The 26,256-nt window shown below is 58.1% G+C and carries 15 protein-coding genes, 3 tRNA genes and 3 rRNA genes; 14 read left to right on the top strand and 7 right to left on the bottom strand.

Annotation, left to right across the window (positions count from 1 at the left end):
- Positions 1-14: 14 nt before the first annotated feature.
- The 4 genes from pheT (at position 15) to ACYZT3_RS18200 (ending at position 3,205) form a co-directional block, all read left to right on the top strand.
- A complete protein-coding gene (gene pheT / locus ACYZT3_RS18215; RefSeq protein ID WP_282376641.1) occupies positions 15-2,396 on the top strand; it encodes a phenylalanine--tRNA ligase subunit beta in 2,382 nt (793 codons plus the stop codon).
- Positions 2,397-2,399: 3 nt separating this feature from the next.
- Positions 2,400-2,702, top strand: coding sequence for an integration host factor subunit alpha (gene ihfA, locus ACYZT3_RS18210; RefSeq protein WP_002553164.1), 303 nt, complete (start codon positions 2,400-2,402; stop codon positions 2,700-2,702).
- Entirely contained in the window at positions 2,683-3,039 is a 357-nt protein-coding gene (locus ACYZT3_RS18205; protein WP_003179985.1) for a MerR family transcriptional regulator, read from the top strand. The genes ihfA and ACYZT3_RS18205 overlap by 20 nt, the downstream gene beginning before the upstream one ends.
- 89 nt (positions 3,040-3,128) lie before the next feature.
- Positions 3,129-3,205: transfer RNA gene (locus tag ACYZT3_RS18200), tRNA-Pro, on the top strand.
- A gap of 87 nt (positions 3,206-3,292) precedes the next feature.
- Here the strand turns inward: ACYZT3_RS18200 and ACYZT3_RS18195 are convergent.
- Positions 3,293-4,357, bottom strand: a complete 1,065-nt coding sequence (locus ACYZT3_RS18195) for a tyrosine-type recombinase/integrase (RefSeq protein ID WP_462030421.1) — start codon at positions 4,355-4,357, stop codon at positions 3,293-3,295.
- Between the two features lie 38 nt (positions 4,358-4,395).
- Between ACYZT3_RS18195 and ACYZT3_RS18190 the strand changes: the two genes are divergently transcribed.
- From ACYZT3_RS18190 to rrf, 6 genes are all read left to right on the top strand, one after another.
- Positions 4,396-5,558 (top strand): IS3 family transposase gene (locus ACYZT3_RS18190; protein ID WP_462030420.1). Its coding sequence is split into 2 segments (ribosomal slippage): positions 4,396-4,651 and positions 4,651-5,558, totalling 1,164 coding nucleotides; the frame shifts between segments, so codons are not numbered across the junction.
- A 729-nt stretch (positions 5,559-6,287) separates the two neighbouring features.
- Positions 6,288-7,826 (top strand): 16S ribosomal RNA (locus tag ACYZT3_RS18185).
- Positions 7,827-7,988: 162 nt separating this feature from the next.
- Positions 7,989-8,065: transfer RNA gene (locus tag ACYZT3_RS18180), tRNA-Ile, on the top strand.
- Positions 8,066-8,095: 30 nt separating this feature from the next.
- Positions 8,096-8,171: transfer RNA gene (locus tag ACYZT3_RS18175), tRNA-Ala, on the top strand.
- Positions 8,172-8,419: 248 nt separating this feature from the next.
- Positions 8,420-11,311, top strand: a 23S ribosomal RNA gene (locus ACYZT3_RS18170).
- 173 nt (positions 11,312-11,484) lie between these two features.
- Positions 11,485-11,600 (top strand): 5S ribosomal RNA (gene rrf / locus ACYZT3_RS18165).
- Together the 16S, 23S and 5S rRNA genes with 2 tRNA genes alongside form the textbook arrangement of a ribosomal RNA operon.
- 249 nt (positions 11,601-11,849) lie before the next feature.
- Here the strand turns inward: rrf and ACYZT3_RS18160 are convergent.
- The 3 genes from ACYZT3_RS18160 to ACYZT3_RS18150 all read right to left on the bottom strand — a co-directional run bounded on the left by ACYZT3_RS18160 (position 11,850) and on the right by ACYZT3_RS18150 (position 13,904).
- On the bottom strand, positions 11,850-12,263 hold the full coding sequence (locus ACYZT3_RS18160; RefSeq protein WP_282381137.1) for a VOC family protein: 414 nt from the start codon (positions 12,261-12,263) through the stop codon (positions 11,850-11,852).
- A 200-nt stretch (positions 12,264-12,463) separates the two neighbouring features.
- Positions 12,464-13,066 (bottom strand): TetR/AcrR family transcriptional regulator, encoded by a 603-nt coding sequence (locus ACYZT3_RS18155; protein WP_282381139.1) that lies wholly within the window; start codon positions 13,064-13,066, stop codon positions 12,464-12,466.
- Positions 13,053-13,904 carry a 3-hydroxybutyryl-CoA dehydrogenase gene (locus ACYZT3_RS18150; protein ID WP_462030419.1) on the bottom strand — a complete coding sequence of 284 codons (852 nt, stop codon included), beginning with the start codon at positions 13,902-13,904 and terminating at the stop codon, positions 13,053-13,055. Before ACYZT3_RS18150 ends, ACYZT3_RS18155 begins: the two co-directional genes overlap by 14 nt.
- 165 nt (positions 13,905-14,069) lie before the next feature.
- On the opposite strand from ACYZT3_RS18150, the gene ACYZT3_RS18145 reads away from it, so the two are divergent.
- Positions 14,070-15,089: an AraC family transcriptional regulator gene (locus tag ACYZT3_RS18145; RefSeq protein ID WP_282381144.1), complete on the top strand. Its 1,020-nt coding sequence runs from the start codon at positions 14,070-14,072 to the stop codon at positions 15,087-15,089.
- Complete coding sequence (locus ACYZT3_RS18140) at positions 15,086-16,900, top strand: ABC transporter ATP-binding protein (protein WP_462030418.1); 1,815 nt, start codon at positions 15,086-15,088, stop codon at positions 16,898-16,900. Before ACYZT3_RS18145 ends, ACYZT3_RS18140 begins: the two co-directional genes overlap by 4 nt.
- Positions 16,901-16,941: 41 nt before the next feature.
- On the opposite strand, the gene ACYZT3_RS18135 is transcribed toward ACYZT3_RS18140, so the two are convergent.
- From ACYZT3_RS18135 to gspG, 3 genes are all read right to left on the bottom strand, one after another.
- On the bottom strand, positions 16,942-17,457 hold the full coding sequence (locus ACYZT3_RS18135) for a hypothetical protein (RefSeq protein WP_462030417.1): 516 nt from the start codon (positions 17,455-17,457) through the stop codon (positions 16,942-16,944).
- 146 nt (positions 17,458-17,603) lie between these two features.
- The gene (locus ACYZT3_RS18130) at positions 17,604-18,791 is read right to left on the bottom strand and encodes a type II secretion system F family protein (protein WP_282381150.1); all 1,188 of its coding nucleotides are present in this window, start codon (positions 18,789-18,791) and stop codon (positions 17,604-17,606) included.
- Positions 18,792-18,805: 14 nt separating this feature from the next.
- Entirely contained in the window at positions 18,806-19,240 is a 435-nt protein-coding gene (gene gspG / locus ACYZT3_RS18125) for a type II secretion system major pseudopilin GspG (protein WP_461964671.1), read from the bottom strand.
- A 195-nt stretch (positions 19,241-19,435) separates the two neighbouring features.
- Between gspG and ACYZT3_RS18120 the strand changes: the two genes are divergently transcribed.
- Positions 19,436-20,044 (top strand): lytic transglycosylase domain-containing protein, encoded by a 609-nt coding sequence (locus tag ACYZT3_RS18120; protein ID WP_282381154.1) that lies wholly within the window; start codon positions 19,436-19,438, stop codon positions 20,042-20,044.
- A 371-nt stretch (positions 20,045-20,415) separates the two neighbouring features.
- Entirely contained in the window at positions 20,416-26,235 is a 5,820-nt protein-coding gene (gene mnxG / locus ACYZT3_RS18115) for a manganese-oxidizing multicopper oxidase MnxG (RefSeq protein ID WP_462030416.1), read from the top strand.
- Positions 26,236-26,256: the final 21 nt, after the last annotated feature.

Genomic DNA, 26,256 nt, shown 5'->3' with positions numbered 1-26,256 from the left:
CTTAGGAGAGCAGGATGAAATTCAGTGAACAATGGCTGCGTGGCTGGGTAAGCCCGCAGGTAAGTCGCGACGAGCTGGTTGCTCGTCTGTCGATGGCCGGTCTTGAGGTCGATAGCGTTACGCTGGCCGCCGGTGAATTCAATGGCGTGGTCGTGGGCGAGGTGCTGAGCACCGAGCAGCACCCGGACGCTGACAAGCTGCGCGTTTGCCAGGTCAGCAATGGCTCGGAGACCTTCCAGGTAGTATGCGGTGCACCAAACGTGCGCCCGGGCCTGAAGATCCCGTTCGCCATGATCGGTGCCGAACTGCCGGGCGACTTCAAAATCAAGAAAGCCAAGCTGCGCGGCGTTGAATCCAACGGCATGCTGTGCTCTCAGGCCGAACTGCAAGTCGGCGAAGGCAACGACGGCCTGATGGAATTGCCGGCCGATGCGCCGGTGGGTCAGGACATTCGTGAGTACCTGCGCCTGGACGACGCCAGCATCGAGGTCGATCTTACCCCGAACCGCGGCGACTGCCTGTCCCTGGCCGGTCTGGCCCGCGAAGTGGGCGCGCTGTACGCCGCCGAAGTCACCCGTCCGGTCGTTGCTACCGTTCCAGCCGTGCACGACGAAGTGCGCTCGGTCGAAGTGCTGGCGCCCGCCGCTTGCCCGCGTTACCTCGGTCGGGTGATCCGTAACGTCGACCTGTCCAAGCCAACGCCGCTGTGGATGGTCGAGCGTCTGCGTCGTTCCGACGTGCGGAGCATTGACGCTGCCGTCGACATCACCAACTACGTGATGCTGGAACTGGGTCAACCGCTGCACGCGTTCGATCTCGCCGAAATCAATGGCGGCATCCGCGTACGCATGGCCGAAGAAGGCGAGAAGCTGGTTCTGCTCGACGGTCAGGAAGTCAGCCTGCGTAGCGATACGCTGGTGATTGCCGACCACACCCGCGCCTTGGCTATCGCCGGCGTCATGGGCGGTGAGCACAGCGGTGTCAACACCGCGACCACTCGCGACGTATTCCTGGAAAGCGCGTTCTTCGACCAGATTGCTGTTGCTGGCAAAGCTCGTTCCTACGGCCTGCATACCGACGCGTCGCACCGCTACGAGCGTGGCGTGGACTGGCAGCTGGCCCGTGAAGCCATGGAGCGCGCCACTGGCCTGCTGCTGGAAATCACTGGCGGCGAAGCCGGCCCGATTATCGAAACCGTCAGCGAGCAGCATTTACCGTCGATTGCGCCGGTTACCCTGCGTGCGCAACGCATCACCCAGATGCTGGGTATGGAAATGGATTCGGCCGAAGTCGAGCGACTGCTCAGCGGCTTGGGCCTGAAGATTTCTGCCGATGGGGCGGGGCAGTGGCGCGTTGAAGTGCCAAGCCATCGCTTCGACATCAGTCTGGAAGTTGATCTGATCGAAGAGCTGGCCCGTCTGTACGGTTACAACCGTCTACCGGTTCGCTACCCGCAAGCTCGTCTGGCGCCGCAAGCCAAGGCTGAAGCGCGTAGCGATTTGCCTGAGCTGCGCCGTCTGCTGGTAGCCCGTGGCTATCAGGAAGCGATCACCTACAGTTTCATCGATCCGAAACAATTCGAGCTGTTTAATCCAGGTGTCGAACCGCTGTTGTTGGCCAACCCTATTTCGAACGACATGGCCGCCATGCGCTCGTCCCTGTGGCCTGGTCTGGTCAAGGCACTTCAGCACAACCTGAACCGTCAGCAGGATCGTGTTCGTTTGTTCGAAAGTGGCCTGCGTTTCGTCGGTCAGCTGGAAGGCCTGAAGCAAGAGCCGATGCTGGCGGGTGTTGTTTGCGGTAGCCGCCTGCCGGAAGGCTGGGCACAAGGTCGCGATGTCGTGGACTTCTTCGACGTCAAAGCTGACGTGGAAGCGGTGTTGGGCTTCGCCGGTGCGCTGGATTCATTCACCTTCGTGCCGGGCAAACACCCAGCGCTGCACCCGGGTCAAACCGCGCGCATCGAGCGTGAAGGCCGCTTGGTCGGTTTCGTCGGCGCTATTCACCCAGAATTGTCGAAAACCCTCGGTCTCGACCGTCCGGTCTTCGTTTTCGAGCTGGTTCTGGCTGAAGTGGCATGGGGTAAAATGCCTAAATTCCAGGAGTTATCGCGCTTTCCTGAAGTGCGTCGTGACCTGGCACTGATTGCGGCCAAGGACGTTGCATCCAGTGCCGTACTGGACGTAATCCGTGAAAATGCAGGCGAATGGCTGACAGACCTCAGGCTATTTGACGTATATCAGGGTAAAGGCATTGATCCTGATAGAAAAAGCCTTGCAGTCGGCTTGACCTGGCAGCATCCATCGCGCACTCTTAATGACGATGAGGTGAATACCACGACGCAAAACATCCTCACCTCGCTCGAACAAAGGTTGAACGCCACGTTAAGGAAGTGACGTATGGGGGCTCTGACGAAAGCTGAGATGGCGGAACGTCTGTATGAAGAGCTGGGCCTGAATAAACGGGAAGCCAAGGAATTGGTCGAACTGTTTTTTGAAGAAATCAGGCACGCTCTTGAAGACAACGAACAAGTCAAATTGTCCGGTTTCGGCAATTTTGACCTTCGGGACAAACGCCAGCGGCCTGGCCGCAATCCGAAAACGGGTGAAGAAATCCCGATCACTGCTCGCCGTGTGGTCACCTTTCGTCCAGGGCAGAAGTTGAAGGCCCGAGTTGAGGCTTATGCTGGAACCAAGTCATAACGACGAGCTACCCGTCATCCCAGGCAAACGCTACTTCACTATCGGTGAAGTCAGCGAGCTGTGTGCCGTAAAACCGCACGTGCTGCGCTATTGGGAGCAGGAGTTTCCTCAACTCAACCCCGTCAAACGCCGCGGAAACCGCCGGTATTATCAGCGACAAGACGTGCTGATGATCCGGCAGATCCGCGCACTTCTTTACGATCAAGGGTTCACTATCGGCGGCGCACGTTTGCGCTTGTCCGGCGATGAAGCCAAAGACGATACCACTCAATACAAGCAGATGATTCGACAGATGATTGCCGAATTGGAAGATGTGCTGGTGGTGCTCAAGAAATAAACTCATGCGATTGAATACTTTCAGTTTTCAAAAGCTTGCGATATATTCTTGAGCGTTCTTCGAGATGAGGAACGAGATTCACGCCTAGTCGGGGCGTAGCGCAGTCCGGTAGCGCACTAGCATGGGGTGCTAGGGGTCGAGTGTTCGAATCACTCCGTCCCGACCATATTTCGTAAGGGGATCAAGCACTTAGCGGCTTGATCCCCTTTCTCGTTTCAGACTTGCGCAAAACCCGCGCAAAACTGGCGCAAAACTACCCAGTGATTTCGCTGATATTCAGGTCCGGAATCGCATCGGACCAGATCACTTCGTCGTGCTCCTTCTGATAGTTTTTCGTCATCTCTTCGCTGGCGTGACCGGCGATCTTCTGCCCATCCTTACCGGCTTTCTTGTACAGGTGCAGTGACAGCGCTCTGACTTCATGGAAGCCCGGCATCTCTTCTTCCTTCCACCCCTTGTAACATTCTGCCGCTTCCCGGGCGTCCTTGAATGCTCGAGTCAAATACCTCTCTTCAACCTTCGTCCAGTGAGCCTTGGTCTCCGCCTGCTTTTGCTTTTTACGATCGGGCTTGCGGTGGACCAGGTACGGCGAGGCGACATTGTCACGGCACCGGCTGATGACCGCCTGCAACTCTGGCGTCACTCGAAAGCGTATCCATGCAGCATCGCTGGCCTTGGCCGTTTTCTTCTGGACGACATATAGAAATCCTTCCCGAACTCCATCGAAGCGCATGTCGAGGATATCGGTGCGACGTTGGGCGGTGATCAATGCCAGGTCGATTGCGCTCTTCAACCACTCAGGCGACTTCTCCCTGATGGCTTTGAGCCCCTCGACGGTGTGGCGCTTGCGCAGTTTCTTCTCGATGCGATTGATCGTACTCGCCGCGGGGTTGTCCGGGCACAGGCCCTTGGCTGCAGCGTGGTTGAATATGTCGGTCAGCAGCGCGCGACACTGGTTCGCCGTGCGCGGGGTGAGAGCGTCCAGCATTTCCGCGATCATGCGGATCGTGATCTGGTCCACTGCCTTCCCCTCGAACTGCTTGCGAAAGCGCCGAAAGTGTACGGCGTACAAGCCCAGGGTTCCCTTGGCCAGCTCGCGAGGTGGCAACACGTCGGCTTCGTACTTGTCGAGGAAGCCGGCGAATGTTTCTGAGGCGTTGTTCAGCACCGCGCCGACCAGGTCGGCACCGCGCATAAACTCCAGATTCAACTGCTTCGCGGCGTCGATCGCTTTTATGCGGTCGGCACCGAACGGAAACCACTTCCCGTCGGTTGGTCGGCGGTAGCGATAGTGTAGTGGTCTAATGAAACCGGACACCCATTTAGGCGAGAATGCTCGCCAGATCGAGGTGTCAGATGACCAAACAACGCCGTTTCTTTTCTGCTGAATTCAAACGCGAGGCTGCCGACCTCGTGCTCAAGCAAAACTACAGCTACATCGAAGCCAGCCGCTCACTCGGCGTCGGCGAGTCGGCACTACGCCGCTGGGTCGACCAAGTTCAGCAGGAACGCCAAGGAGTCACCCCGCAGAGCAAAGCGCTGACACCGGAACAGCAAAAAATTCAGGAGTTGGAAGCCCGAATTACCCGCCTTGAACGGGAAAAATCGATATTAAAAAAGGCTACCGCGCTCTTGATGTCGGAAGATCACGAGCGTACGCGCTGATCAATCAGCTGAGCGTCCATGAGCCGATTGATTGGCTGTGCAAAGTGTTTGAGATCAATCGATCAAGTTATTACGCCCACCGCCTCAAGCACCGAACGCCGGATGTCGAACGGCTTCGGTTGCGCAGCCGGGTGAGCGAGTTATTTTCACAAAGTCGCAGTGCTGCCGGTAGCCGTAGCATCCTCTCGTTGATGCGTGACGATGGTGAGCAACTCGGTCGGTTCAAAGTGCGCAGCTTGATGCGTGAGCTTGACCTCGTCAGCAAACAGCCAGGTTCTCATGCCTATAAACGAGCGACGGTTGAACGGTTGGATATCCCGAACATCTTGAATCGGGAGTTCGATGTCTCGGCACCCAACCAGGTGTGGTGCGGCGACATCACCTACATTTGGGCCCAGGGGAAATGGCACTATCTGGCAGTCGTGCTGGATCTTTGCGCTCGCCGGGTGGTGGGCTGGGCGCTGTCGGAAAAGCCGGATGCCGAGCTGGTTATCAAGGCGCTGGACATGGCTTACGAGCAACGAGGAAGGCCTCAGGGCCTGCTGTTTCACTCGGATCAAGGGTCACAGTATGCGAGTCGTTTATTTCGCCAGCGGCTGTGGCGTTATCGAATGCGCCAGAGCATGAGTCGCCGGGGAAATTGCTGGGACAACGCGCCGATGGAGCGCGTGTTCCGCAGCTTGAAAACTGAATGGATACCGACCACGGTTTACAGAACTGCTCAAGAAGCCCAACGCGATATCAGCCATTTCTTGATGCATCGGTACAACTGGATTCGACCCTATCAATTCAACGATGGGCTGGCGCCAGCTCGCGCGGAAGAAAAACTTAACGTCGTGTCCGGGATTAGTTGACCACTACACCGCCAGTCTTGATAGATCGCGGCGTCGCGCATGGCTCGCTTGAGGATTGTGCCGCGAGGCAAATACAGGAATCAGGATCGCCTGTCCTTCTATATAGAAGGATTGGTTTTGCTCTCCGATATAGAGGGGAGCGGGCTGTTTCCGGCTTTCTACAAGTGATTGATAGAAAAGCGCAATTAAGGGTTGACGGCAGATTCTGGACGTCTATAATTCGCCCCACTTCCGGCGCAGTCGAAACGGTAAACTCCTTGGCAAACAATGAGTTACGTAGTTTTCGACAGTGAGTTGCTTCAGGTCATCGAAGCCCAGAAGGAGTTGAAAGAGCGGGGTTGTTTGGCTCTTTTAACGGTTCGATCTTCTCGGTCGAAAGCGGTGTAAAAGAGGTGTTGACAGCAGCGAGTAACGCTGTAGAATTCGCCTCCCGCTAACGAGAGATCGGAAGTGCAAGTGGTTGAAGTTGCAGAGGAAACTTTGAAAACTTCTTAAAATAACCGCTTGACAGTAACAGGGGCTGCTGTAGAATGCGCGCCTCGGTTGAGACGAAAGATCTTAACCAACCGCTCTTTAACAACTGAATCAAGCAATTCGTGTGGGTGCTTGTGGAGTCAGACTGATAGTCAACAAGATTATCAGCATCACAAGTTACTCCGCGAGAAATCAAAGATGTAACCAACGATTGCTGAGCCAAGTTTAGGGTTTCTTAAAAACCCAAAGATGTTTGAACTGAAGAGTTTGATCATGGCTCAGATTGAACGCTGGCGGCAGGCCTAACACATGCAAGTCGAGCGGCAGCACGGGTACTTGTACCTGGTGGCGAGCGGCGGACGGGTGAGTAATGCCTAGGAATCTGCCTGGTAGTGGGGGATAACGCTCGGAAACGGACGCTAATACCGCATACGTCCTACGGGAGAAAGCAGGGGACCTTCGGGCCTTGCGCTATCAGATGAGCCTAGGTCGGATTAGCTAGTTGGTGAGGTAATGGCTCACCAAGGCGACGATCCGTAACTGGTCTGAGAGGATGATCAGTCACACTGGAACTGAGACACGGTCCAGACTCCTACGGGAGGCAGCAGTGGGGAATATTGGACAATGGGCGAAAGCCTGATCCAGCCATGCCGCGTGTGTGAAGAAGGTCTTCGGATTGTAAAGCACTTTAAGTTGGGAGGAAGGGCATTTACCTAATACGTAAGTGTTTTGACGTTACCGACAGAATAAGCACCGGCTAACTCTGTGCCAGCAGCCGCGGTAATACAGAGGGTGCAAGCGTTAATCGGAATTACTGGGCGTAAAGCGCGCGTAGGTGGTTCGTTAAGTTGGATGTGAAATCCCCGGGCTCAACCTGGGAACTGCATTCAAAACTGTCGAGCTAGAGTATGGTAGAGGGTGGTGGAATTTCCTGTGTAGCGGTGAAATGCGTAGATATAGGAAGGAACACCAGTGGCGAAGGCGACCACCTGGACTGATACTGACACTGAGGTGCGAAAGCGTGGGGAGCAAACAGGATTAGATACCCTGGTAGTCCACGCCGTAAACGATGTCAACTAGCCGTTGGGAGCCTTGAGCTCTTAGTGGCGCAGCTAACGCATTAAGTTGACCGCCTGGGGAGTACGGCCGCAAGGTTAAAACTCAAATGAATTGACGGGGGCCCGCACAAGCGGTGGAGCATGTGGTTTAATTCGAAGCAACGCGAAGAACCTTACCAGGCCTTGACATCCAATGAATCTGCTAGAGATAGCGGAGTGCCTTCGGGAACATTGAGACAGGTGCTGCATGGCTGTCGTCAGCTCGTGTCGTGAGATGTTGGGTTAAGTCCCGTAACGAGCGCAACCCTTGTCCTTAGTTACCAGCACGTCATGGTGGGCACTCTAAGGAGACTGCCGGTGACAAACCGGAGGAAGGTGGGGATGACGTCAAGTCATCATGGCCCTTACGGCCTGGGCTACACACGTGCTACAATGGTCGGTACAGAGGGTTGCCAAGCCGCGAGGTGGAGCTAATCCCAGAAAACCGATCGTAGTCCGGATCGCAGTCTGCAACTCGACTGCGTGAAGTCGGAATCGCTAGTAATCGCGAATCAGAATGTCGCGGTGAATACGTTCCCGGGCCTTGTACACACCGCCCGTCACACCATGGGAGTGGGTTGCACCAGAAGTAGCTAGTCTAACCTTCGGGAGGACGGTTACCACGGTGTGATTCATGACTGGGGTGAAGTCGTAACAAGGTAGCCGTAGGGGAACCTGCGGCTGGATCACCTCCTTAATCGACGACATCAGCTGCTCCATAAGTTCCCACACGAATTGCTTGATTCATTGAAGAAGACGATAAAGAAGCAGCCCTGAGGGGTTGTAGCTTGGTTGGTTAGAGCGCACCCCATGCTCTGTGGTAGAGAGCAGGGTGAGGTCGGCCTTATAGCTCGAAATTGGGTCTGTAGCTCAGTTGGTTAGAGCGCACCCCTGATAAGGGTGAGGTCGGCAGTTCGAATCTGCCCAGACCCACCAATTTTGTGTGGGAAACGCCTGTAGAAATACGGGGCCATAGCTCAGCTGGGAGAGCGCCTGCCTTGCACGCAGGAGGTCAACGGTTCGATCCCGTTTGGCTCCACCACTAACTGCTTCTGTTGTTGAGAGCTTAGAAATGAGCATTCCATTGTACGATGGTGAATGTTGATTTCTAGTCTTTGATTAGATCGTTCTTTAAAAATTTGGGTATGTGATAGAAAGATAGACTGGACGTTACTTTCACTGGTAACGGATCAGGCTAAGGTAAAATTTGTGAGTTGCTCTTTATGAGCAAGAATCGAATTTTCGGCGAATGTCGTCTTCACAGTATAACCAGATTGCTTGGGGTTATATGGTCAAGTGAAGAAGCGCATACGGTGGATGCCTTGGCAGTCAGAGGCGATGAAAGACGTGGTAGCCTGCGAAAAGCTTCGGGGAGTCGGCAAACAGACTTTGATCCGGAGATGTCTGAATGGGGGAACCCAGCCATCATAAGATGGTTATCTTAAGCTGAATACATAGGCTTAAGAGGCGAACCAGGGGAACTGAAACATCTAAGTACCCTGAGGAAAAGAAATCAACCGAGATTCCCTTAGTAGTGGCGAGCGAACGGGGACTAGCCCTTAAGTGGCTTTGAGATTAGCGGAACGTTCTGGAAAGTACGGCCATAGTGGGTGATAGCCCTGTACGCGAAAATCTCTTAGTCATGAAATCGAGTAGGACGGAGCACGAGAAACTTTGTCTGAATATGGGGGGACCATCCTCCAAGGCTAAATACTACTGACTGACCGATAGTGAACTAGTACCGTGAGGGAAAGGCGAAAAGAACCCCGGAGAGGGGAGTGAAATAGATCCTGAAACCGTATGCGTACAAGCAGTGGGAGCCCACTTTGTTGGGTGACTGCGTACCTTTTGTATAATGGGTCAGCGACTTATTTTCAGTGGCGAGCTTAACCGAATAGGGGAGGCGTAGCGAAAGCGAGTCTTAATAGGGCGTCTAGTCGCTGGGAATAGACCCGAAACCGGGCGATCTATCCATGGGCAGGTTGAAGGTTGGGTAACACTAACTGGAGGACCGAACCGACTACCGTTGAAAAGTTAGCGGATGACCTGTGGATCGGAGTGAAAGGCTAATCAAGCTCGGAGATAGCTGGTTCTCCTCGAAAGCTATTTAGGTAGCGCCTCATGTATCACTGTAGGGGGTAGAGCACTGTTTCGGCTAGGGGGTCATCCCGACTTACCAAACCGATGCAAACTCCGAATACCTACAAGTGCCGAGCATGGGAGACACACGGCGGGTGCTAACGTCCGTCGTGAAAAGGGAAACAACCCAGACCGTCAGCTAAGGTCCCAAAGTTATGGTTAAGTGGGAAACGATGTGGGAAGGCTTAGACAGCTAGGAGGTTGGCTTAGAAGCAGCCACCCTTTAAAGAAAGCGTAATAGCTCACTAGTCGAGTCGGCCTGCGCGGAAGATGTAACGGGGCTCAAACCATACACCGAAGCTACGGGTATCACTTAGGTGATGCGGTAGAGGAGCGTTCTGTAAGCCTGTGAAGGTGAGTTGAGAAGCTTGCTGGAGGTATCAGAAGTGCGAATGCTGACATGAGTAACGACAATGGGTGTGAAAAACACCCACGCCGAAAGACCAAGGTTTCCTGCGCAACGTTAATCGACGCAGGGTTAGTCGGTCCCTAAGGCGAGGCTGAAAAGCGTAGTCGATGGAAAACAGGTTAATATTCCTGTACTTCTGGTTATTGCGATGGAGGGACGGAGAAGGCTAGGCCAGCTTGGCGTTGGTTGTCCAAGTTTAAGGTGGTAGGCTGGACTCTTAGGTAAATCCGGGAGTCTAAGGCCGAGAGCTGATGACGAGTTACCCTTTGGGTGACGAAGTGGTTGATGCCATGCTTCCAAGAAAAGCTTCTAAGCTTCAGGTAACCAGGAACCGTACCCCAAACCGACACAGGTGGTTGGGTAGAGAATACCAAGGCGCTTGAGAGAACTCGGGTGAAGGAACTAGGCAAAATGGCACCGTAACTTCGGGAGAAGGTGCGCCGGTGAGGGTGAAGCATTTACTGCGTAAGCCCATGCCGGTCGAAGATACCAGGCCGCTGCGACTGTTTATTAAAAACACAGCACTCTGCAAACACGAAAGTGGACGTATAGGGTGTGACGCCTGCCCGGTGCCGGAAGGTTAATTGATGGGGTTAGCTAACGCGAAGCTCTTGATCGAAGCCCCGGTAAACGGCGGCCGTAACTATAACGGTCCTAAGGTAGCGAAATTCCTTGTCGGGTAAGTTCCGACCTGCACGAATGGCGTAACGATGGCGGCGCTGTCTCCACCCGAGACTCAGTGAAATTGAAATCGCTGTGAAGATGCAGTGTATCCGCGGCTAGACGGAAAGACCCCGTGAACCTTTACTATAGCTTTGCACTGGACTTTGAATTTGCTTGTGTAGGATAGGTGGGAGGCTTTGAAGCGTGGACGCCAGTTCGCGTGGAGCCAACCTTGAAATACCACCCTGGCAACTTTGAGGTTCTAACTCAGGTCCGTTATCCGGATCGAGGACAGTGTATGGTGGGTAGTTTGACTGGGGCGGTCTCCTCCTAAAGAGTAACGGAGGAGTACGAAGGTGCGCTCAGACCGGTCGGAAATCGGTCGTAGAGTATAAAGGCAAAAGCGCGCTTGACTGCGAGACAGACACGTCGAGCAGGTACGAAAGTAGGTCTTAGTGATCCGGTGGTTCTGTATGGAAGGGCCATCGCTCAACGGATAAAAGGTACTCCGGGGATAACAGGCTGATACCGCCCAAGAGTTCATATCGACGGCGGTGTTTGGCACCTCGATGTCGGCTCATCACATCCTGGGGCTGAAGCCGGTCCCAAGGGTATGGCTGTTCGCCATTTAAAGTGGTACGCGAGCTGGGTTTAGAACGTCGTGAGACAGTTCGGTCCCTATCTGCCGTGGACGTTTGAGATTTGAGAGGGGCTGCTCCTAGTACGAGAGGACCGGAGTGGACGAACCTCTGGTGTTCCGGTTGTCACGCCAGTGGCATTGCCGGGTAGCTATGTTCGGAATAGATAACCGCTGAAAGCATCTAAGCGGGAAACTAGCCTCAAGATGAGATCTCACTGGGACCTTGAGTCCCCTGAAGGGCCGTCGAAGACTACGACGTTGATAGGTTGGGTGTGTAAGCGCTGTGAGGCGTTGAGCTAACCAATACTAATTGCCCGTGAGGCTTGACCATATAACACCCAAGCAATTTGCAGGCTTTGAGCTGAAAAGCGAAAGAGCATCAGATTGCGGTGTGTGAAGACGAAACGAACCGAAAGTTCGAGATACTCACAAAACACCAAACTATCACTTACCCATTCGCTGGAGCGTGAACCTGAAAAGGCCCACGACCTGGCTACCGAATTTCTTGACGACCATAGAGCATTGGAACCACCTGATCCCATCCCGAACTCAGCAGTGAAACGATGCATCGCCGATGGTAGTGTGGGGTTTCCCCATGTGAGAGTAGGTCATCGTCAAGATTAAATTCCGAAACCCCTATCTGCGTATGCAGGTAGGGGTTTTGTTTTGTCCGCAGGAAAGTTCGTACAAAGTTCAACCTCCGCTGTCGACGTCTTCAGGGGGCGAGCGGAGATTACCGGTACTTGATCACAATCCCTTTGAGTTTCCGACCCTCGATGGTTTTTACGTGAAACGATTGAACCAAGGCACGTCATGGGCAGGCATAGTGGGGTTCCTCCGAACAATCCGCTGCCTTGAGAAAGTGAGTTTCACTGATCCTTTTCGCAGTTCACCATCCACGACACACCAAACCGATCAACCAGCATGCCGAAGCGAGCCGCCCAGAACGTGGCTTCCAGTGGCATGTCCACCTTGCCGCCGTCCGACAACGCAGAAAACACCCGCTCTGCCTCAGCAATGCTGTCGACGTTCAGCGAAACCGAACAACCGCTCATTTCGTCAGTTGGACGGTCAGGTGTTGTGTCGGAGCCCATGATCGCCTGATCGCCTACCAGCAGGCGGGTGTGGATGATCAGGTTGTGGTAGTCCGCCGGAAAGTGCTCGCGCGCGGGGCTATCGCCGAAGGTCATCATGACTTCGATCTGGCCTGGCAGGCTTTGGGCATAGAAGGTGAATGCGGCTTTGCAGTCGCCGTTGAAGATCAGGTAGGGATTGATTTTCATTTTTGGCTTCCGGTATCGAAGGTGGCGGAGGGAGGCTGGATTCACCTCCGGCTCCGCAGTGATTGGGCCCCCATTAGCTAAGCGTTATATGGCGCGATTGGCAGGAATCGTTTAGACGTTTTCTCTATTGAAGTGGCGTGGCTTATGGCTTCCGGCACTCACGGGTCAATCCCCAATTACGGGGATATCGTCCTGGTCCCTCAGGCCACTGCGCGTGGCACCGAGGGACGCAGCAAACGTTCGATGGCTCCACTCACCAGACTCTCCAACAGATCAACGCGCTCTTGCTCATCCAACGAATGTTGCGCCAGCCAGCCGGGTGCGCTGTTGAGTAAGTTGGCGATTGCATGTCCGGCGGCCAGCAGACCCTGTTCACTGAAGTGGGACCGGGCCCCGAGCATCAGCAACAGTTTGCGCTCATATTGCTCGCGCAATTGCCGAACCCGTTCCTGCTGCTCTTCATTCAGGCAGCCGCTGTCACGCTCTGCCAGACGAAAATGCCAGGGCATCTCCTGATGCAGGTTCAAATGCGCTCGGATAACGGCATGGAGTTTGTCACGTTTTGCCGGGGCCTTTTGCTCGATGCGCCCCAAGGTTGCCAGCAGTTCTTCGTAGAACTCCTCGATCAGGTCGAGCAGCAAGTGCTGTTTACTGGGGTAATGATGATACAACGAGCCGGGGGCGAGCCCCAGGCAGGTCGCGAGCTCACGCATGCCGACTTGGCCGAAACCCTTGCTGGCGAACAGCTCCAGCACCTTGTCCCGGTACTCGGCAAAGCGCGAGCAACGCTCAGGCATAGGCATGGAAGCCACGCCCCGTTTTGCGCCCCAGGTAGCCGGCGGCGACCATTTCCTTGAGCAGTGGAGCAGGGCGGTATTTGCTGTCGTTGAAGCCATCGTAGAAGGCTTCGAGGATCGCCAGCACGGTGTCCAGACCGATCAGGTCCGCCAACGCCAGCGGCCCGATCGGCTGATTGCAGCCCAGGCGCATGCCGGCATCGATGTCTTCGGCACTGGCCAGGCCTTCCTGAAACACCAGAATTGCTTCGTTGATCATGGGCACCAGAATCCGGTTGACCACGAAACCCGGACGGTTGCCAGCGGTGATCGCGGTTTTGCCGAGTGTTGCCGCCATGTCCAGCGCCAGTGCGTGGGTGGCGTCGCTGGTTTGCAAACCGCGAATCACCTCGATCAGGCCCATCACCGGCACCGGGTTAAAGAAGTGCAGACCGATGAAGCGCTCAGGCTGACTCACGCTGGCAGCGAGCTGGGTGATGGACAGTGACGAAGTGTTGGAGGCGATCACGCACTCGGTGCTGACCTGCGCGGCGATTTGCTGCAGCACGCGCAGTTTCAGGTCGAGGTTTTCGGTGGCGGCTTCGATCACTATTTGCACGTTCTGCAGGCTGTTGTAGTCGGTACTGGTGTGGATTTTATCGAGGGCGTCGAGCTTTTGCTCTTGCGTCAGCGTGTCCTTGGCGATCTGCCGATCGAGGTTTTTGCCCACCGTCGCGATGGCTTTTTGCAGGGCGCTCTCGGAGATGTCGAGCAAGGTCACGTTGAAACCGGCCAAGGCGCAGACTTGCGCAATGCCGTTGCCCATTGTGCCTGCGCCGATTACGCCAATGTTTTGCAGATTCATGTTCCGTCCTTCCGATCAAACCCCGCGATACCTTGGCCGCCGTAGTGGCCGAAGGCGTACTATTGGCCGCGAGTCTAGAGCCGGCAGGGCGGTTGTCCTATGCCGAAACTGTTCAACGGCACTGGTGTTTTTTGCCATTCGGGTGATGGGGAGAGAAGCGTTCACATGCGGGAAAAGGACTCGGTTGCCGCCTACTTCGTGCAGGCAATGATCCATGGGCTGGGGGAAGATCCGCAGCGTCTGAGGGTTGCGCTTGAACAGGCGGGCATCGACCCGACGTTGATGGAGCAGCCCACTGCGCGTGTGCCGGCGAGCGCGTTCGCCGCGTTGTGGTTGATACAGATCCGCGAACTGAACGATGAATTCTTCGGGCTCGACTCCCATGGCATGCCACCGGGCAGTTTCGCCCTGATCTGCCGGGCATTGATTCAGGAACCTGACCTGCACAAAGCCATGCGCCAGTGCCTGGCCAATTTCGCGCTGTTCCTCCACGACTTTCGCGGCACGCTGACGGTGCGCGGCAAACGCGCGGTGATCAGCTTGCAGAACCACTCGCCAAACTGCGACGTCAGTCGTTTGGGCGAGGAGACGTTTCTGGTGTTGATGATCAGTCTGCTGTGCTGGCTGGGTGGGCGGCGCATCCCCATCGATCGCGCAGACTTTCGCCATGAGCGTGTGTCGCTCAGCGATGACCGTTTGCTCTGGGGACCGAACCTGACCTTTGGTGCAGAGCGCACTGAAATCGAATTCGCCAGCCACTACCTGCGTCTGCCGGTGGTCCAGGACCTGACGTCGCTGAAAGTGTTCTTGCGCACCGCGCCGCAATGGCTGGTGATCCGTTTTCGTAATCAGCACGGCCTGGCGTCGCAGGTCCATCAGCGCCTGCGTAGCAGCCATTACAGCCAGTGGCCGACCTTGCAGGCCTTCGCCCTGGAACAGCACCTGAGCCCCAGCACCTTCCGCCGAAAACTGGAGCGTGAAGGGTGTTCGTATCAGGAGATCAAGGACGAGGTGCGGCGCGGTGTTGCGTTCGAGCAACTGCGTCAGAGCAAGGCGAGTATCTGCGATATTGCCGAGCAGCTAGGCTTTCAGGAGCCGAGTGCGTTCCATCGGGCGTTCAAGAAGTGGACGGGGGAAAGTCCGGGACGGTATCGGGCCAGGTATCAGGGGGAGCTTGCGGAGTGAACCCTGTTCTTGATCGCTTCACCTCATTGCTCGACCAGGCGAGACGCGCCTTGCTGCTGGTCTGGGCAACGTCTCGCGGACTGTTTCTGGGATTGGTGCTGGCGACGCTGATCGCCGGGGTGCTTCCGGCACTGGCGGCCTGGTTGGGGCAGCGGATTGTCGATGCAGTGGTCAGCGCCATGCAGTTGCACGCGCAACAGGGCAGTGCGCCGTTGTGGCCGGTCGTGCGTTACGTGTTATTCGAAGCGGGCGTGCTCGCGTTGTTGTCCGGGGCCCAGCGTGCGCTGTCAGTCCAGCAATCGCTGTTGCGGGTGCAGTTGGGGCAGAAGGTCAACACGATGATTCTGGAAAAGGCCCAGACCTTATCGCTGGTGCAGTTCGAGAATTCCGAGTTCTACGACAAGCTGGTTCGGGTGCGGCGCGAAGCCTCGACCCGACCGCTGGCGCTGGTGATGAAATCGTTGGGGCTGATCCAGAACCTGATCGTGCTGATCAGTTTCGGTGTGTTGCTGGTGCATTTTTCGCCGTGGGCGTTGGTGTTGCTGGTGGTCGGCGCGTTACCGGTTTTCTTCGCCGAAGCGCATTTTTCTGGTGATGCTTTCAGGCTGTTCACGCGTCGCGCGCCGGAGAGTCGACAACAGAACTACATCGAGACGCTGCTCTCCCACGAGGGCTACATCAAGGAAGTCAAACTGTTCGGCTTCGCGCCGTTGCTGTTGAAGCGTTACCGCGACACGTTCGCACGTCTCTATGCCGAAGACCGGCGCCTGACACTACGTCGAGATGGCTGGGGATTTGTTCTCGGTCTACTGGGCACCGGCGCGTTTTATCTGGCATATGCCTGGGTCGTGGTCGATACCGTCCACGGCAACATCAGCCTCGGGCAGATGACCATGTACCTGGTGTTGTTCAAGCAGGGGCAGACGGCGGTCAGCAGTAGTTTGAGTGCGATCAGCGGTCTCTACGAGGATGGCCTTTACCTCTCCAGTCTCTATGAATACCTGGCCGAGCCTGTTGTGGTGGATACCGGCCATCTCATCGTGGGCGCGATACCCGGCGATGGCCTGCGTTTCGAAAACGTCGGTTTCCGTTATCCGGGCGCCAGTCGCGCCGCGCTGGACGGCATCGATCTTCACCTGGTACCCGGACACAGTCTGGCGCTGGTGGGGGAGAACGGTTCGGGCAAGACCACGTTGATCAAATTACTGACTCGGCTGTACCGTCCTGATCAGGGCCGCATCCTGCTGGACGGCAGCGATCTGCAGGCGTGGGAAGAAGACGCGCTGCGTCGGCGCATCGGGGTGATTTTTCAGGACTACATCCGCTACCAATTCTCCGTCGGCGAGAACATTGGTGTGGGTGACACGCTGGCGTTCCATGATGAGCAGCGCTGGCAGGAAGCCGCCGCTGAGGGCATGGCCGCCCCCTTCATCGAGGGACTGGATCGAGGGTATGCCACGCAATTAGGGCGGTGGTTCGCCGGGGGGCAGGAGTTGTCCGGTGGGCAATGGCAGAAGATTGCGTTGTCGCGCGCCTACATGCGGCGCAACGCCGATATCCTGATTCTGGATGAACCGACCTCGGCACTCGACCCGGCGGCGGAAGCGGCGGTGTTCGAGCATTTCAGTGAGCACACCGAAGGCCGCATGACGTTACTGATTTCCCACCGGTTTTCCAGCGTGCGCAATGCGGATCACATCATCGTGCTGGATCAGGGCGCGATCCTTGAGCGGGGCGATCATGACAGTCTGGCGGCGGCGGGTGGGCGCTATGCACAGCTGTTTGATTTGCAGGCCCGCGGTTACCGATAGATCTCAAGACTCCCGAGAAACCCGAGTCACCGCCGGGGTTGTCAGTTCCTTTTGTCATCGCCCGGTTCACCGCCGACATGCACGCCGTGGTCGTCACCGACTTCACCCGAGCGATGCACACCGTGGTCATCGCCCACTTCACCGGCACGATGAACGCCGTGATCATCCCCAGGTTCAGCGTGAGTGCCACTGCGCCCGGAGGAGGATGAGGCTGAGTTGGCGGAATGCCCCGAGCCATGGTCGCTGCCACTGTGGCCGCTGCCGCTATTGCCGCTATTGCCGCTTCCACCATGACCACCACCATTGCCGCCACTGCCGCCACTGCCGCCACTGCCGCCACTGCCGCTTCCACCGTGACCACCACCATTGCCGCCACTGCCGCTTCCACCGTGACCGCCGCCGCCGCCTCCACCACCTCCTCCACTACCGCCACCGCCACTGCCTCCGTCTTTGGCTTGAGCACTCGACACACCGGACAAGCTGTCCGGAATCAATACGGTGGATGCCGACAGAACTGCGCCAATAGCAACTGTGAGCAAAAGCTTTTTGACGTGCATATCGTTCTCCGTCTTCTTATTCAGATTGGAACGTTGATGAATGCAACTTGCTGCTTGATTCAGTGGGTAAACACCTCAACGTACGAACTTATTCAGTCGTAATGTCGATGATCTCTAAAACGTCCATCTCGACCCTGTTCCACGGCTCAGTGAATACTCGAGGCCAGTTCGAAAATCGGGATGTACATCAGGATCACGATCAGCCCGATCAGCAGGCCGATGAAGGTCATGAGCAAGGGTTCGAACAACCGCACGAACCATTCGATCCAGCGGCTGATTTCTTCGTCGTAGAAGTCGGCGCTGCGCTCCATCATTTGCCCGAGGTTGCCGGACTGCTCACCGGCGCGCAGCAAGCGCAGGGACACGGGGGTCACCAGCTGATTGAGCTCCAGCGCGGCCGACAGCGACTGACCCTCGCGCACCCGTTCGCAGGCCTGGTCCAGGCGCACGCGGGAGGCGACGGTGAGCAGGCCGCGAACCATGCCCATGGCGGTGACGAGGGGTATGCCGCCTTGCAGCAGAATCCCCAGCGAGCGATAGAAACGCGCCAGTTCGTACATGAAGATGCGTTGATGGACGGCCGGGAGTTTTTCAATCACGCGGTCGACGCCCCGGCGAAAGGCTGGTTGGTGCTGGAGGAAGCCGAGGGCGATGATGATCGCCAGCAATGCGCCGAATAATTCGCCCTGATGGGCGTGGAGGAACATCCCGCTGCTCATCAGGATCTGCGACAGCCACGGCAGGTTCGAGCCCAGCCCTTCGAACACCAGGCTGAAGCGCGGGACCACGTAGCCCATCAGAAACAACACCACGCCACTTCCCACCACCAGCAACAGCAGGGGGTAGATTGAAGCGCTGACGATTTTTTGCCGGACCTCGTCCATGCGCTGGCGATAGCTGACATATCGGCCCAGGGCATCGCCCACGGCGCCGGTTTTCTCGCTGGACTGTACTAGCGCAACATAGAGAGGGGGGAAAACCGCCGACAACTGGCCGAGTGCCTGGGAGAACGATTTGCCTTCGTAAAGCAGGCGCACCAGTTCGCTCAAGGTTTTGCGGGCCTGGGGCGCGTTCTCTTTTTCCGCCAGGCTTTCCAGCGCATCGATCAGCGGCAGGCCCGCATTGAGCAACGTGGTCAGTTCCTGGCTGAACAGCACCAGGTTGAAGGTCTCGCGCTGTCGTAAGCGCAACGCACGCCAGTGACGCTCGGCGTACAGGCTCACCACCCGATAGCCCTGGTCTTCGACGATGCGCCGGGCTTCGCTGTGGCCGAGCGCCTCGACGGTCATCGAGACTACGCCGGCCTTGCCAACGGCTTTGAGATGAAATCGCATGGTCGTCACTCCCGTCATTGCCAGCTGGTGACTTCTGCGTTTTCGCCTTCGCCGCCGGGTTGGCCGTCCTTGCCCATGGACAGCAAGTCGTATTCGCCGTTTTCACCGGGGTAGCGATAGGCGTAGTTACGGCCCCACGGATCCTGCGGCAGTTTTTTCTGAAGGTAAGGGCCGGTCCAGCGGGTTTCATCGCTGGGCGCGGTGACCAGCGCCTGCAAACCCTGTTCGGTCGACGGGTAGTGACCGACCTCCAGGCGGTACAGATCCAATGCTTTGCCCAGGCCTTCTATTTGCGCCTTGGCCACCTTCACTTCGGAGCGGCCCAATTGGGCGAAATACTTCGGCGCCACGATGCCGGCCAACAGCCCCAGCACCACCAACACCACCAACAGTTCGAGCAGGGTGAACCCGCTTTGAGTACGCGGGGTGGAACGCAAACGCTGATTCATGATGACCTCACACAGTTGGCAGAAGGGTCGCCGTGAAGGGTTATGCAATTGCCATGCACATGCTCGGACATCCTTCTGCAACCCCTGAATTGCGGGCCTTCGCGCATCCGGCACAGTGCTTGCGTATGGCTGGTTTACTACCGGCCATTGGGGCATTAGCCCCATTTTTCGGGGTCGGGCAGGGGAGGCGAAATTATGAAAACACTCACCACAGGACTGTTCGGTCTGCTGGTGCTGACCGGCGTCGTACAGGCCGATGTGTTCGTTTTCGTGGACACCAAGGGCCGCTACGTTCTGTCCAATGTCCACCGTCCCGGCCGCACCTATGAACGGGTGATTCACGAGCCCGAATCCGCCAGGATCAGCATGGATCAACAACCGCAGATGATTGCCCGGCAGCCCTATGCCGAGCTGGTTTCGGCCGCGGCCGCGACCAATCAGTTACCGGCGGCGCTGTTGCATGCAGTGATTCAGGCCGAGTCCAGCTACAACGCTGGCGCAACGTCACCCAAGGGTGCTGGGGGGTTGATGCAGTTGATGCCCGACACTGCGCGGGAACTGGGGGTGAAAGACGTCTATGACCCCAAAGCCAACATCCAGGGCGGCGCCCGTTATCTGAAGCGCCTGATGACCCTGTTCGATAACGACATCAGCCTCGCCGTGGCGGCCTACAACGCCGGGCCGCAAGCGGTGCTCAGCCGTGGCGGGGTGATCCCGCCGTTCGCCGAAACCCAGCGTTACGTGCCCAGTGTCTTGCGCCAATACCGGCGGTTGCAGGGTCTGGCCGCGGATGCGCCGCTGTGATTGGGGGTTTCCCCCCAATAGTGGGGCAACGCATTTGTAGCAGCTGCCGAGCCTGCGAGGCTGCGTTCGGCGGCGAAGCCGTCGTAAACCTGAGCGCGAGGTATTGCTGAAACACCGCGTCGTCTGAATTCACGACTGCTTCGCCGCCGAACGCAGCCTCGCAGGCTCGGCAGCTGCTACGGGATGTGCTTTTTGGGGGAAGTTATCTCCAGGTCGAAGAAGTGGGGGAAATGGGTGGGGAATATCCCCCGAGTTATTAAGTCGTTTACGTAAGTGACTGAAAAACATATAAATTATTTATGGCATGCGGATTGCTCAAGGGATTTGTCGAGAACTATTCCCTGTGAGCACCCACAGCGAGGCCCGTGATCATGACCGGCATACCCAACACGACGTTCGTTTTTAACTTGCTGCTGTTGGTGGTGTCGATGCTTGGCATTGAGCTGGCTGAGGCGGCCGTGCGCTGCGAGCGCAATCTGGTGGCCAACGTCGTGGCGCTGGATCAGCCGCTGATGTTCAACCGCCTCGGCGCGCAGAACGCCAACGGCATGATGTTTGCCCTGCGCCGTGATGTGGTCGACGACCATGACATGTCCCTGGCCCAGGGCGGAACGGCGGTGCCGGGCAAGGTGTCGCTGCGGCCCGACAAGCGTCCGCGTCCTTTGGTGCTGCGCGTCGCCGCCGGTGACTGCCTGACCATCAACCTGCAGAACCTGCTCGCCTACCAGGCCAACCCCGGCAGCCATGAAAGCGGGGCGGTGGGCGATACTGAAGGTGAAGTAGAAATCGGTAACGCAGGCAACTTCAAGGTGGATGAACAGGTCGCTGACCGCCACGTCGGCTTCCAGGTCAATGGCCTGCAAGCGGTCAACAGCATCGACGATATTGCGTCCTATACCGGACGCAACGCCAATACCTTGATTCCTCCCAGTGCCACCCGTTCCTACACCTTGTACGCCGAGCGCGAAGGGGCGTTTGCCGCCAGCAGCCGCGGCGCGACCTTCGGTGGTGAAGGGGATGCGGGCAACGTGGCCAACGGACTGTTCGGCCAGGTTGTAGTGGTGCCCAAGGGCGGCCGCACCTATCGCAACACCGTGACCGAAGAAGAAATGCGCCTGGCCAGCTCCGGTCGCACCCCGGCCGGTCAACCGATCGTTGATTACCAGGCGCGCTACCCGCAGCGCGAACCCTGGATCCGTGAAGGCAAGGCCGGCCTGCCGATCATCAGCATGGTCGACGGTAATGAAATCATTTCCAGCGAGAGCGACGCGGTTGTGATGGGCAGCAACGCCGATGGCAGCTTCCCGCCGTCTACCTATCCGCTGGAAGCCATCGGCAAACGCAATCCGGCGATCCCGAATCGTCTGGAACCGTTCCGCGATTTCGCCTCGCAGTTCCAGGATGAAACCGCCGCGACTCAGGCGTTCCCCGCTTACTGGGCAGACCCGGTGATGGCTCACGTGCTGGAGCCGACCCGCGACTCGTTCATGATCAACTATGGCTCCGGCGGCATGGGCGCCGAAGTGGTCGCCAACCGTTTGGGCGTCGGGCCGATGCACGATTGCCTGTCCTGCGCCTATGAAGAATTCTTCCTCAGTTCCCACACCGTCGGCGATGTGGCGATGCTGGTGGACGTGCCCGCCAACGCCGGCCTGGAAGGCATTCTCCCCGGTCAAGTACCGAGGGCCGATCAGGTCGGGGTCAAGGCGACCATGGCGCTGTATCCGTCCGAGCCGTCCAACGTCAACCACAGCTACATCGGTGACTTCATCAAATTTCGCAACACCCACAACGGCCACGAGCAGCACATCTTCCACCTGCACGGGCATCAGTGGTTGTTCAACCCCAACGATGACAACTCCGATTATGTGGACGCCCAAGGCATTGGTCCAGGCGCCGGCTACACCTACGAAATCGCCAACGGTGGTTCGGGCAACCGCAACCGGGTCGCGGGCGATGCGATCTATCACTGCCACTTCTATCCGCACTTTACCCAAGGCATGTGGAGCATGTGGCGGGTGCATGACGTCTTTGAAGAAGGCACCAAACTCGAGGTTTCCCAGCAGGGCGCCGACGGTTATCACAGCGAACCTTATGCATTGCGCAGCGGTAAACCGGCTGCAGGCGCCCGGGCCTTGCCCGATGGCGAGATCGTTGCCGGCACACCGATTCCAGCCGTAGTGCCGCTGCCCGGCAAAGCCATGGCACCGATGCCGGGCAACGTCGCGGTCGTGCCGAAAATCGGCGAAACCCTGGTGGCCGGTGGCGATGACGAAGATGACGACGACGGCGGACATCACAGCGGTAACGGCGGCGGCCAAGCCATCGGTTCCCTGGCCCTGGTGGATCGCAGCGAAGCCAACCGCAATGCCGACGGCAGCCTGAAAAACCCTGGCTATCCGTTCTGGATCGGCGGCATGGAAAGCTCGGTCGGCCAACGCCCACCGACCCCACCGCTGGACATGCTCGACGCTGCCAAGGCTCAGTCCTTGAAAACCAGCGGCAACGCCTTGTGGGCCAACCTTGACCCGGCTCAGTCCGGTGGCTGGGACGGCGGTCTGGGGCGCCATACGCTGGACGGCTTCTCCTCCGGTGGCCAGGCGCAAACCATTACCACGTCCCTGGATTTCTCCAAGAAAGTGACCCGGGCCAAGCCGATTTACATGCCGGAAGAGGGCACCGAAGTCGAACAGACGGCCATGGCGTTCCACGCCAAAAAAGACCATCCGAGCTTCGCCGTGCTCCCCGGCAATCAAGTCGTGGCGCGCAACTTCCGCACCAACGGTGCCTTGCCGATAGCGGGCGCACCGTATTACGAACCGTGCATGGATGATCGGCAAAAACGCCTGACCAGCAGCGCCGGCACCGGCGAGTTTGTCAGTGGCGAACGGATCGACGGCATGTCCTTCACCGGTACGTCGACGTTCACCGCCGACCGTCCACGCGTCTACAAAGCCGCAAACATCCAGTTCGACGCGGTCTACAACAAGGTCGGTTACCACTTCCCGCAAGCGCGCATTCTCGCGCTGTGGGAAGACGCCTGGCCGGTGATTACCAAGCAGCGTCCGCCAGAGCCTTTGGTGATGCGCATGAACACCTTCGACTGCGTGCAGTACCAACAAACCAACCTGGTGCCGTCCACCTATGAAATGGACGACTATCAGGTGCGCACGCCAACCGACGTGATCGGTCAACACATTCACCTGCCGAAATGGGACCTGACGGCCGCCGATGGTTCGGCCAACGGCTGGAACTACGAAGACGGCGTCCTTTCCCCGGGGGCAGTGCAAGAACGCATCCGCGCGATTCGCGAGTTCAACCAGTGCGAAGGCACCGATCCGCGTGACGGCACGCCGGCCTGCCCGAAAGCCAAAGCTCACCCGTTCTTCGGCCAATACGGCCGGGCCGACTGGGTCGGGGCGCGTACAGCGATGCAGCGCTGGTTTGTCGATCCGGTGATCAACAGCAAAGGCGTCGACCGTGGTTTGGGGACCATTTTCACCCATGACCACCTCGGCCCATCGACTCACCAACAGATTGGTCTGTACGCCACCGTGCTGGCAGAACCGGCCGGTTCCACCTGGTTCCACGCCGAAACCGGCGAGCCGTTGTACAGCGGCGCGCGGCAGGACGGCGGGCCGACTTCGTGGCAAGCGGTGGTGTCCACCGGTGACCTGGACGGGGACGGCAAGAACGACAGCTTCCGTGAGTTCTTCCTCGAATACAGCGACTTCCAGCATGCCTATGAAGCGGGTGTGTACGTTGGCGCTGGCCCCAACGGCGTGCCTGATCCGCACGCCTTCCCGGCCACCGCTGACAGCTTCCGTTACGCGATCAACCCGCCGGTGCGCAATAACGCCAGCACCTTGTTGGAAGGGATCGTTGAAGTGCAAGGCGGGCAAGTTCCTGGTTGCCCAAGCCGGCCATGCCCACAAGCGATTTCGGTCGATGACCCTGGCATGTTCGTGGTCAATTACCGCAACGAACCGCTGGCCCTGCGGGTGTACGACCCGAACAAGGTCGGCCCGGACGGCAAGCGCGGCATGCAGGCCGACGGCCTCGGCGGCGACCTGGCGTACGCCATGCAAAGCCGCACCGACCGTGCGATCCCGGCGATGAACCTGGCGCCGAACCTGGTGACCGCGGCCACCGGTCCAACCGGCGGTACCACGGTGTTCCCGCCACACATCAACCGTGGCGGCGCAGAACCGGGTGATCCGTTCACCCCGATGCTGCGCACCTACACCGGGGACAACGTGCGGCTGCGGGTGCATGCCGGTGGTTACGAAGAAGAGCACAACGTGACCCTGCACGGCGTGAAGTGGCTGCAAAGCGGTTCCGGTTACGGCAACAGCTCCAACTCGGGCTGGCGTTCGTCGCAGATGGTCGGGATCTCCGAGCAGATGGGCTTCAATGCGCCGGTCTCGATGATCTCCAGCTCAGCCGCGACCACCGGGGATTACCTGTACTCGATGGACGCCTCCCTGGAAGGTTACTGGAGCGGGATTTGGGGCGTGATGCGCAACTACACGGCCCAGCGCAGCGACCTGTTTGCGCTGCCGAACAACGCGAAACCGGCCGGCATGCGCAACACCGTGGCGTTCGATGGTATCTGCCCACGGTACGGCGCCAACCCTAACGGCATCGGCACCCGGCCGACGCCAAAACGCAACTATGAAGTGGTCGCGGCGCTGGCCAACGACATCCTTGGCAATCCGCTGAACCTGTCCATCGGTGATCCGGCGGGGATGGGTCAGCATGTCGGCGGGCCATTGAATCCGGCGGGCGGCACCCTGGTGTTCAACTCGCGGACTGTGAGCATTGCGCAGGTTACCGTGACCGATCCTGAAAACGGTGAGACCTTCACCATCGGCGGGCAAAGCGGGCCACTGCATGACCCGACAGCGATCCTTTATGTGCGCAAGGGCGACCTCGATCCGATCACCGGCAAGCTCCACCCCGGTGTGCCAGTCGAACCGCTGGTGCTGCGCGCGACGGCCGGTGACTGCATCAACATCACCCTGGAAAACCGTCTGCCTATCGTCATGCCGGACCTGACTCAGACGGCGGTGATGCAAGGCATGGTCAAACGTGATCGCAACAGCGGCCTGGGTGCGACCACCTTCAGCAACAACCTGATGCGGCCGTCCAGCCACGTTGGCCTGCACGCGCAACTGCTGGCGTACGACATCACCAAATCCGACGGCACCAACGTTGGCGCCAACCCGATCCAGACCGTGCCGCCGCGTGTTGGCAGTGTCGGCGCGTACCCGACGCGTACCTATCAATACTACGCCGGGCACCTGGAGCGTGAAGGCAAGCCGATCACGCAACTGGGCCGCAGTGTCGACAACATCAACGCCACGGCGGTGGAGTTCGGAGGGTTGAATTTCACCCCGGCGGACGTCATCAAACAGCCGCAAAAAGGCCTGGGCGGGGCGATGAGCATCCTGCCGATTGGCGCCACCTGGGTTGACGATGCACGCAAAGTGACAGCGACCGTCACCGCACCAGGGCAGACCACCTACCGCGATTTTGCGATGGTCTGGCAGAAAGCCTTGAACATTCGCTGGGCCAATGGCCGGCCGGTGGAAGGCATTGCGGCGGAAGGCCTGGGTGTGCCGACCGATCCACAGGACAACTCCAGCATGGCCATCAACTACAAGGCCGAGCCACTGTGGTACCGCTTCGGGCTGGCGCCGGACGCGCCGTTCGGTCATGCAGGCGGCTCAGGTTACGGCGACGTGCCTAATGCGCACATGGCTTACAGCAATGCGCTGGTGGGGGGCGATCCGCAGACGCCGGTGCTGTATGTGAAACCGGGGCAACCGTTCCGCACCCACATCATGATGCCCACCGGCGGCAGTCGCGGCACGACCTTCCAGCTTGACGGTCACGTCTGGTCGGTCAACCCGTTCCAGTCGGAAAAGAGCGATGCCGGTGGCTATCCGATGAGTACGCCAGGGGTGGGTTCGGTGCGGTTCGGTTTCAACCCGATGTCAATGTACATCGGCGCCCACGAAAGCATCCTGCCGGCGGCGCACTTCAGTTTCATGCACCCGAGCGCCGGGGGCAGCAACGCGATACCGGGCGATTACCTGTTTCGTGATTACGGCGCTTACGGCAACACCGCCGGGCTTTGGGGATTGCTGCGGGTGACCAACGAACCTGAACCGGCTCCGGCACCTTGAGCCATAGCAGACACAGATCTG

Source organism: Pseudomonas sp. MDT1-16 (assembly GCF_054898115.1).
Note: the sequence above shows the minus strand (reverse complement) of the source record. Positions and strands in the feature narration are given on the sequence as shown.

Excerpts from the sequence above, each read along its gene's own strand:
- ihfA (WP_002553164.1), top strand. The coding sequence starts at position 2,400 with ATGGGGGCTCTGACGAAAGCTGAGATGGCGGAACGTCTGTATGAAGAG.
- gspG (WP_461964671.1), bottom strand. The coding sequence starts at position 19,240 with ATGAATCAGCGTTTGCGTTCCACCCCGCGTACTCAAAGCGGGTTCACC.
- ACYZT3_RS18135 (WP_462030417.1), bottom strand. The coding sequence starts at position 17,457 with ATGCACGTCAAAAAGCTTTTGCTCACAGTTGCTATTGGCGCAGTTCTG.
- pheT (WP_282376641.1), top strand. The coding sequence starts at position 15 with ATGAAATTCAGTGAACAATGGCTGCGTGGCTGGGTAAGCCCGCAGGTA.
- ACYZT3_RS18155 (WP_282381139.1), bottom strand. The coding sequence starts at position 13,066 with ATGCCTATGCCTGAGCGTTGCTCGCGCTTTGCCGAGTACCGGGACAAG.
- ACYZT3_RS18160 (WP_282381137.1), bottom strand. The coding sequence starts at position 12,263 with ATGAAAATCAATCCCTACCTGATCTTCAACGGCGACTGCAAAGCCGCA.
- ACYZT3_RS18120 (WP_282381154.1), top strand. The coding sequence starts at position 19,436 with ATGAAAACACTCACCACAGGACTGTTCGGTCTGCTGGTGCTGACCGGC.
- ACYZT3_RS18205 (WP_003179985.1), top strand. The coding sequence starts at position 2,683 with ATGCTGGAACCAAGTCATAACGACGAGCTACCCGTCATCCCAGGCAAA.
- ACYZT3_RS18130 (WP_282381150.1), bottom strand. The coding sequence starts at position 18,791 with ATGCGATTTCATCTCAAAGCCGTTGGCAAGGCCGGCGTAGTCTCGATG.
- ACYZT3_RS18145 (WP_282381144.1), top strand. The coding sequence starts at position 14,070 with ATGCGGGAAAAGGACTCGGTTGCCGCCTACTTCGTGCAGGCAATGATC.
- ACYZT3_RS18150 (WP_462030419.1), bottom strand. The coding sequence starts at position 13,904 with ATGAATCTGCAAAACATTGGCGTAATCGGCGCAGGCACAATGGGCAAC.
- mnxG (WP_462030416.1), top strand. The coding sequence starts at position 20,416 with ATGACCGGCATACCCAACACGACGTTCGTTTTTAACTTGCTGCTGTTG.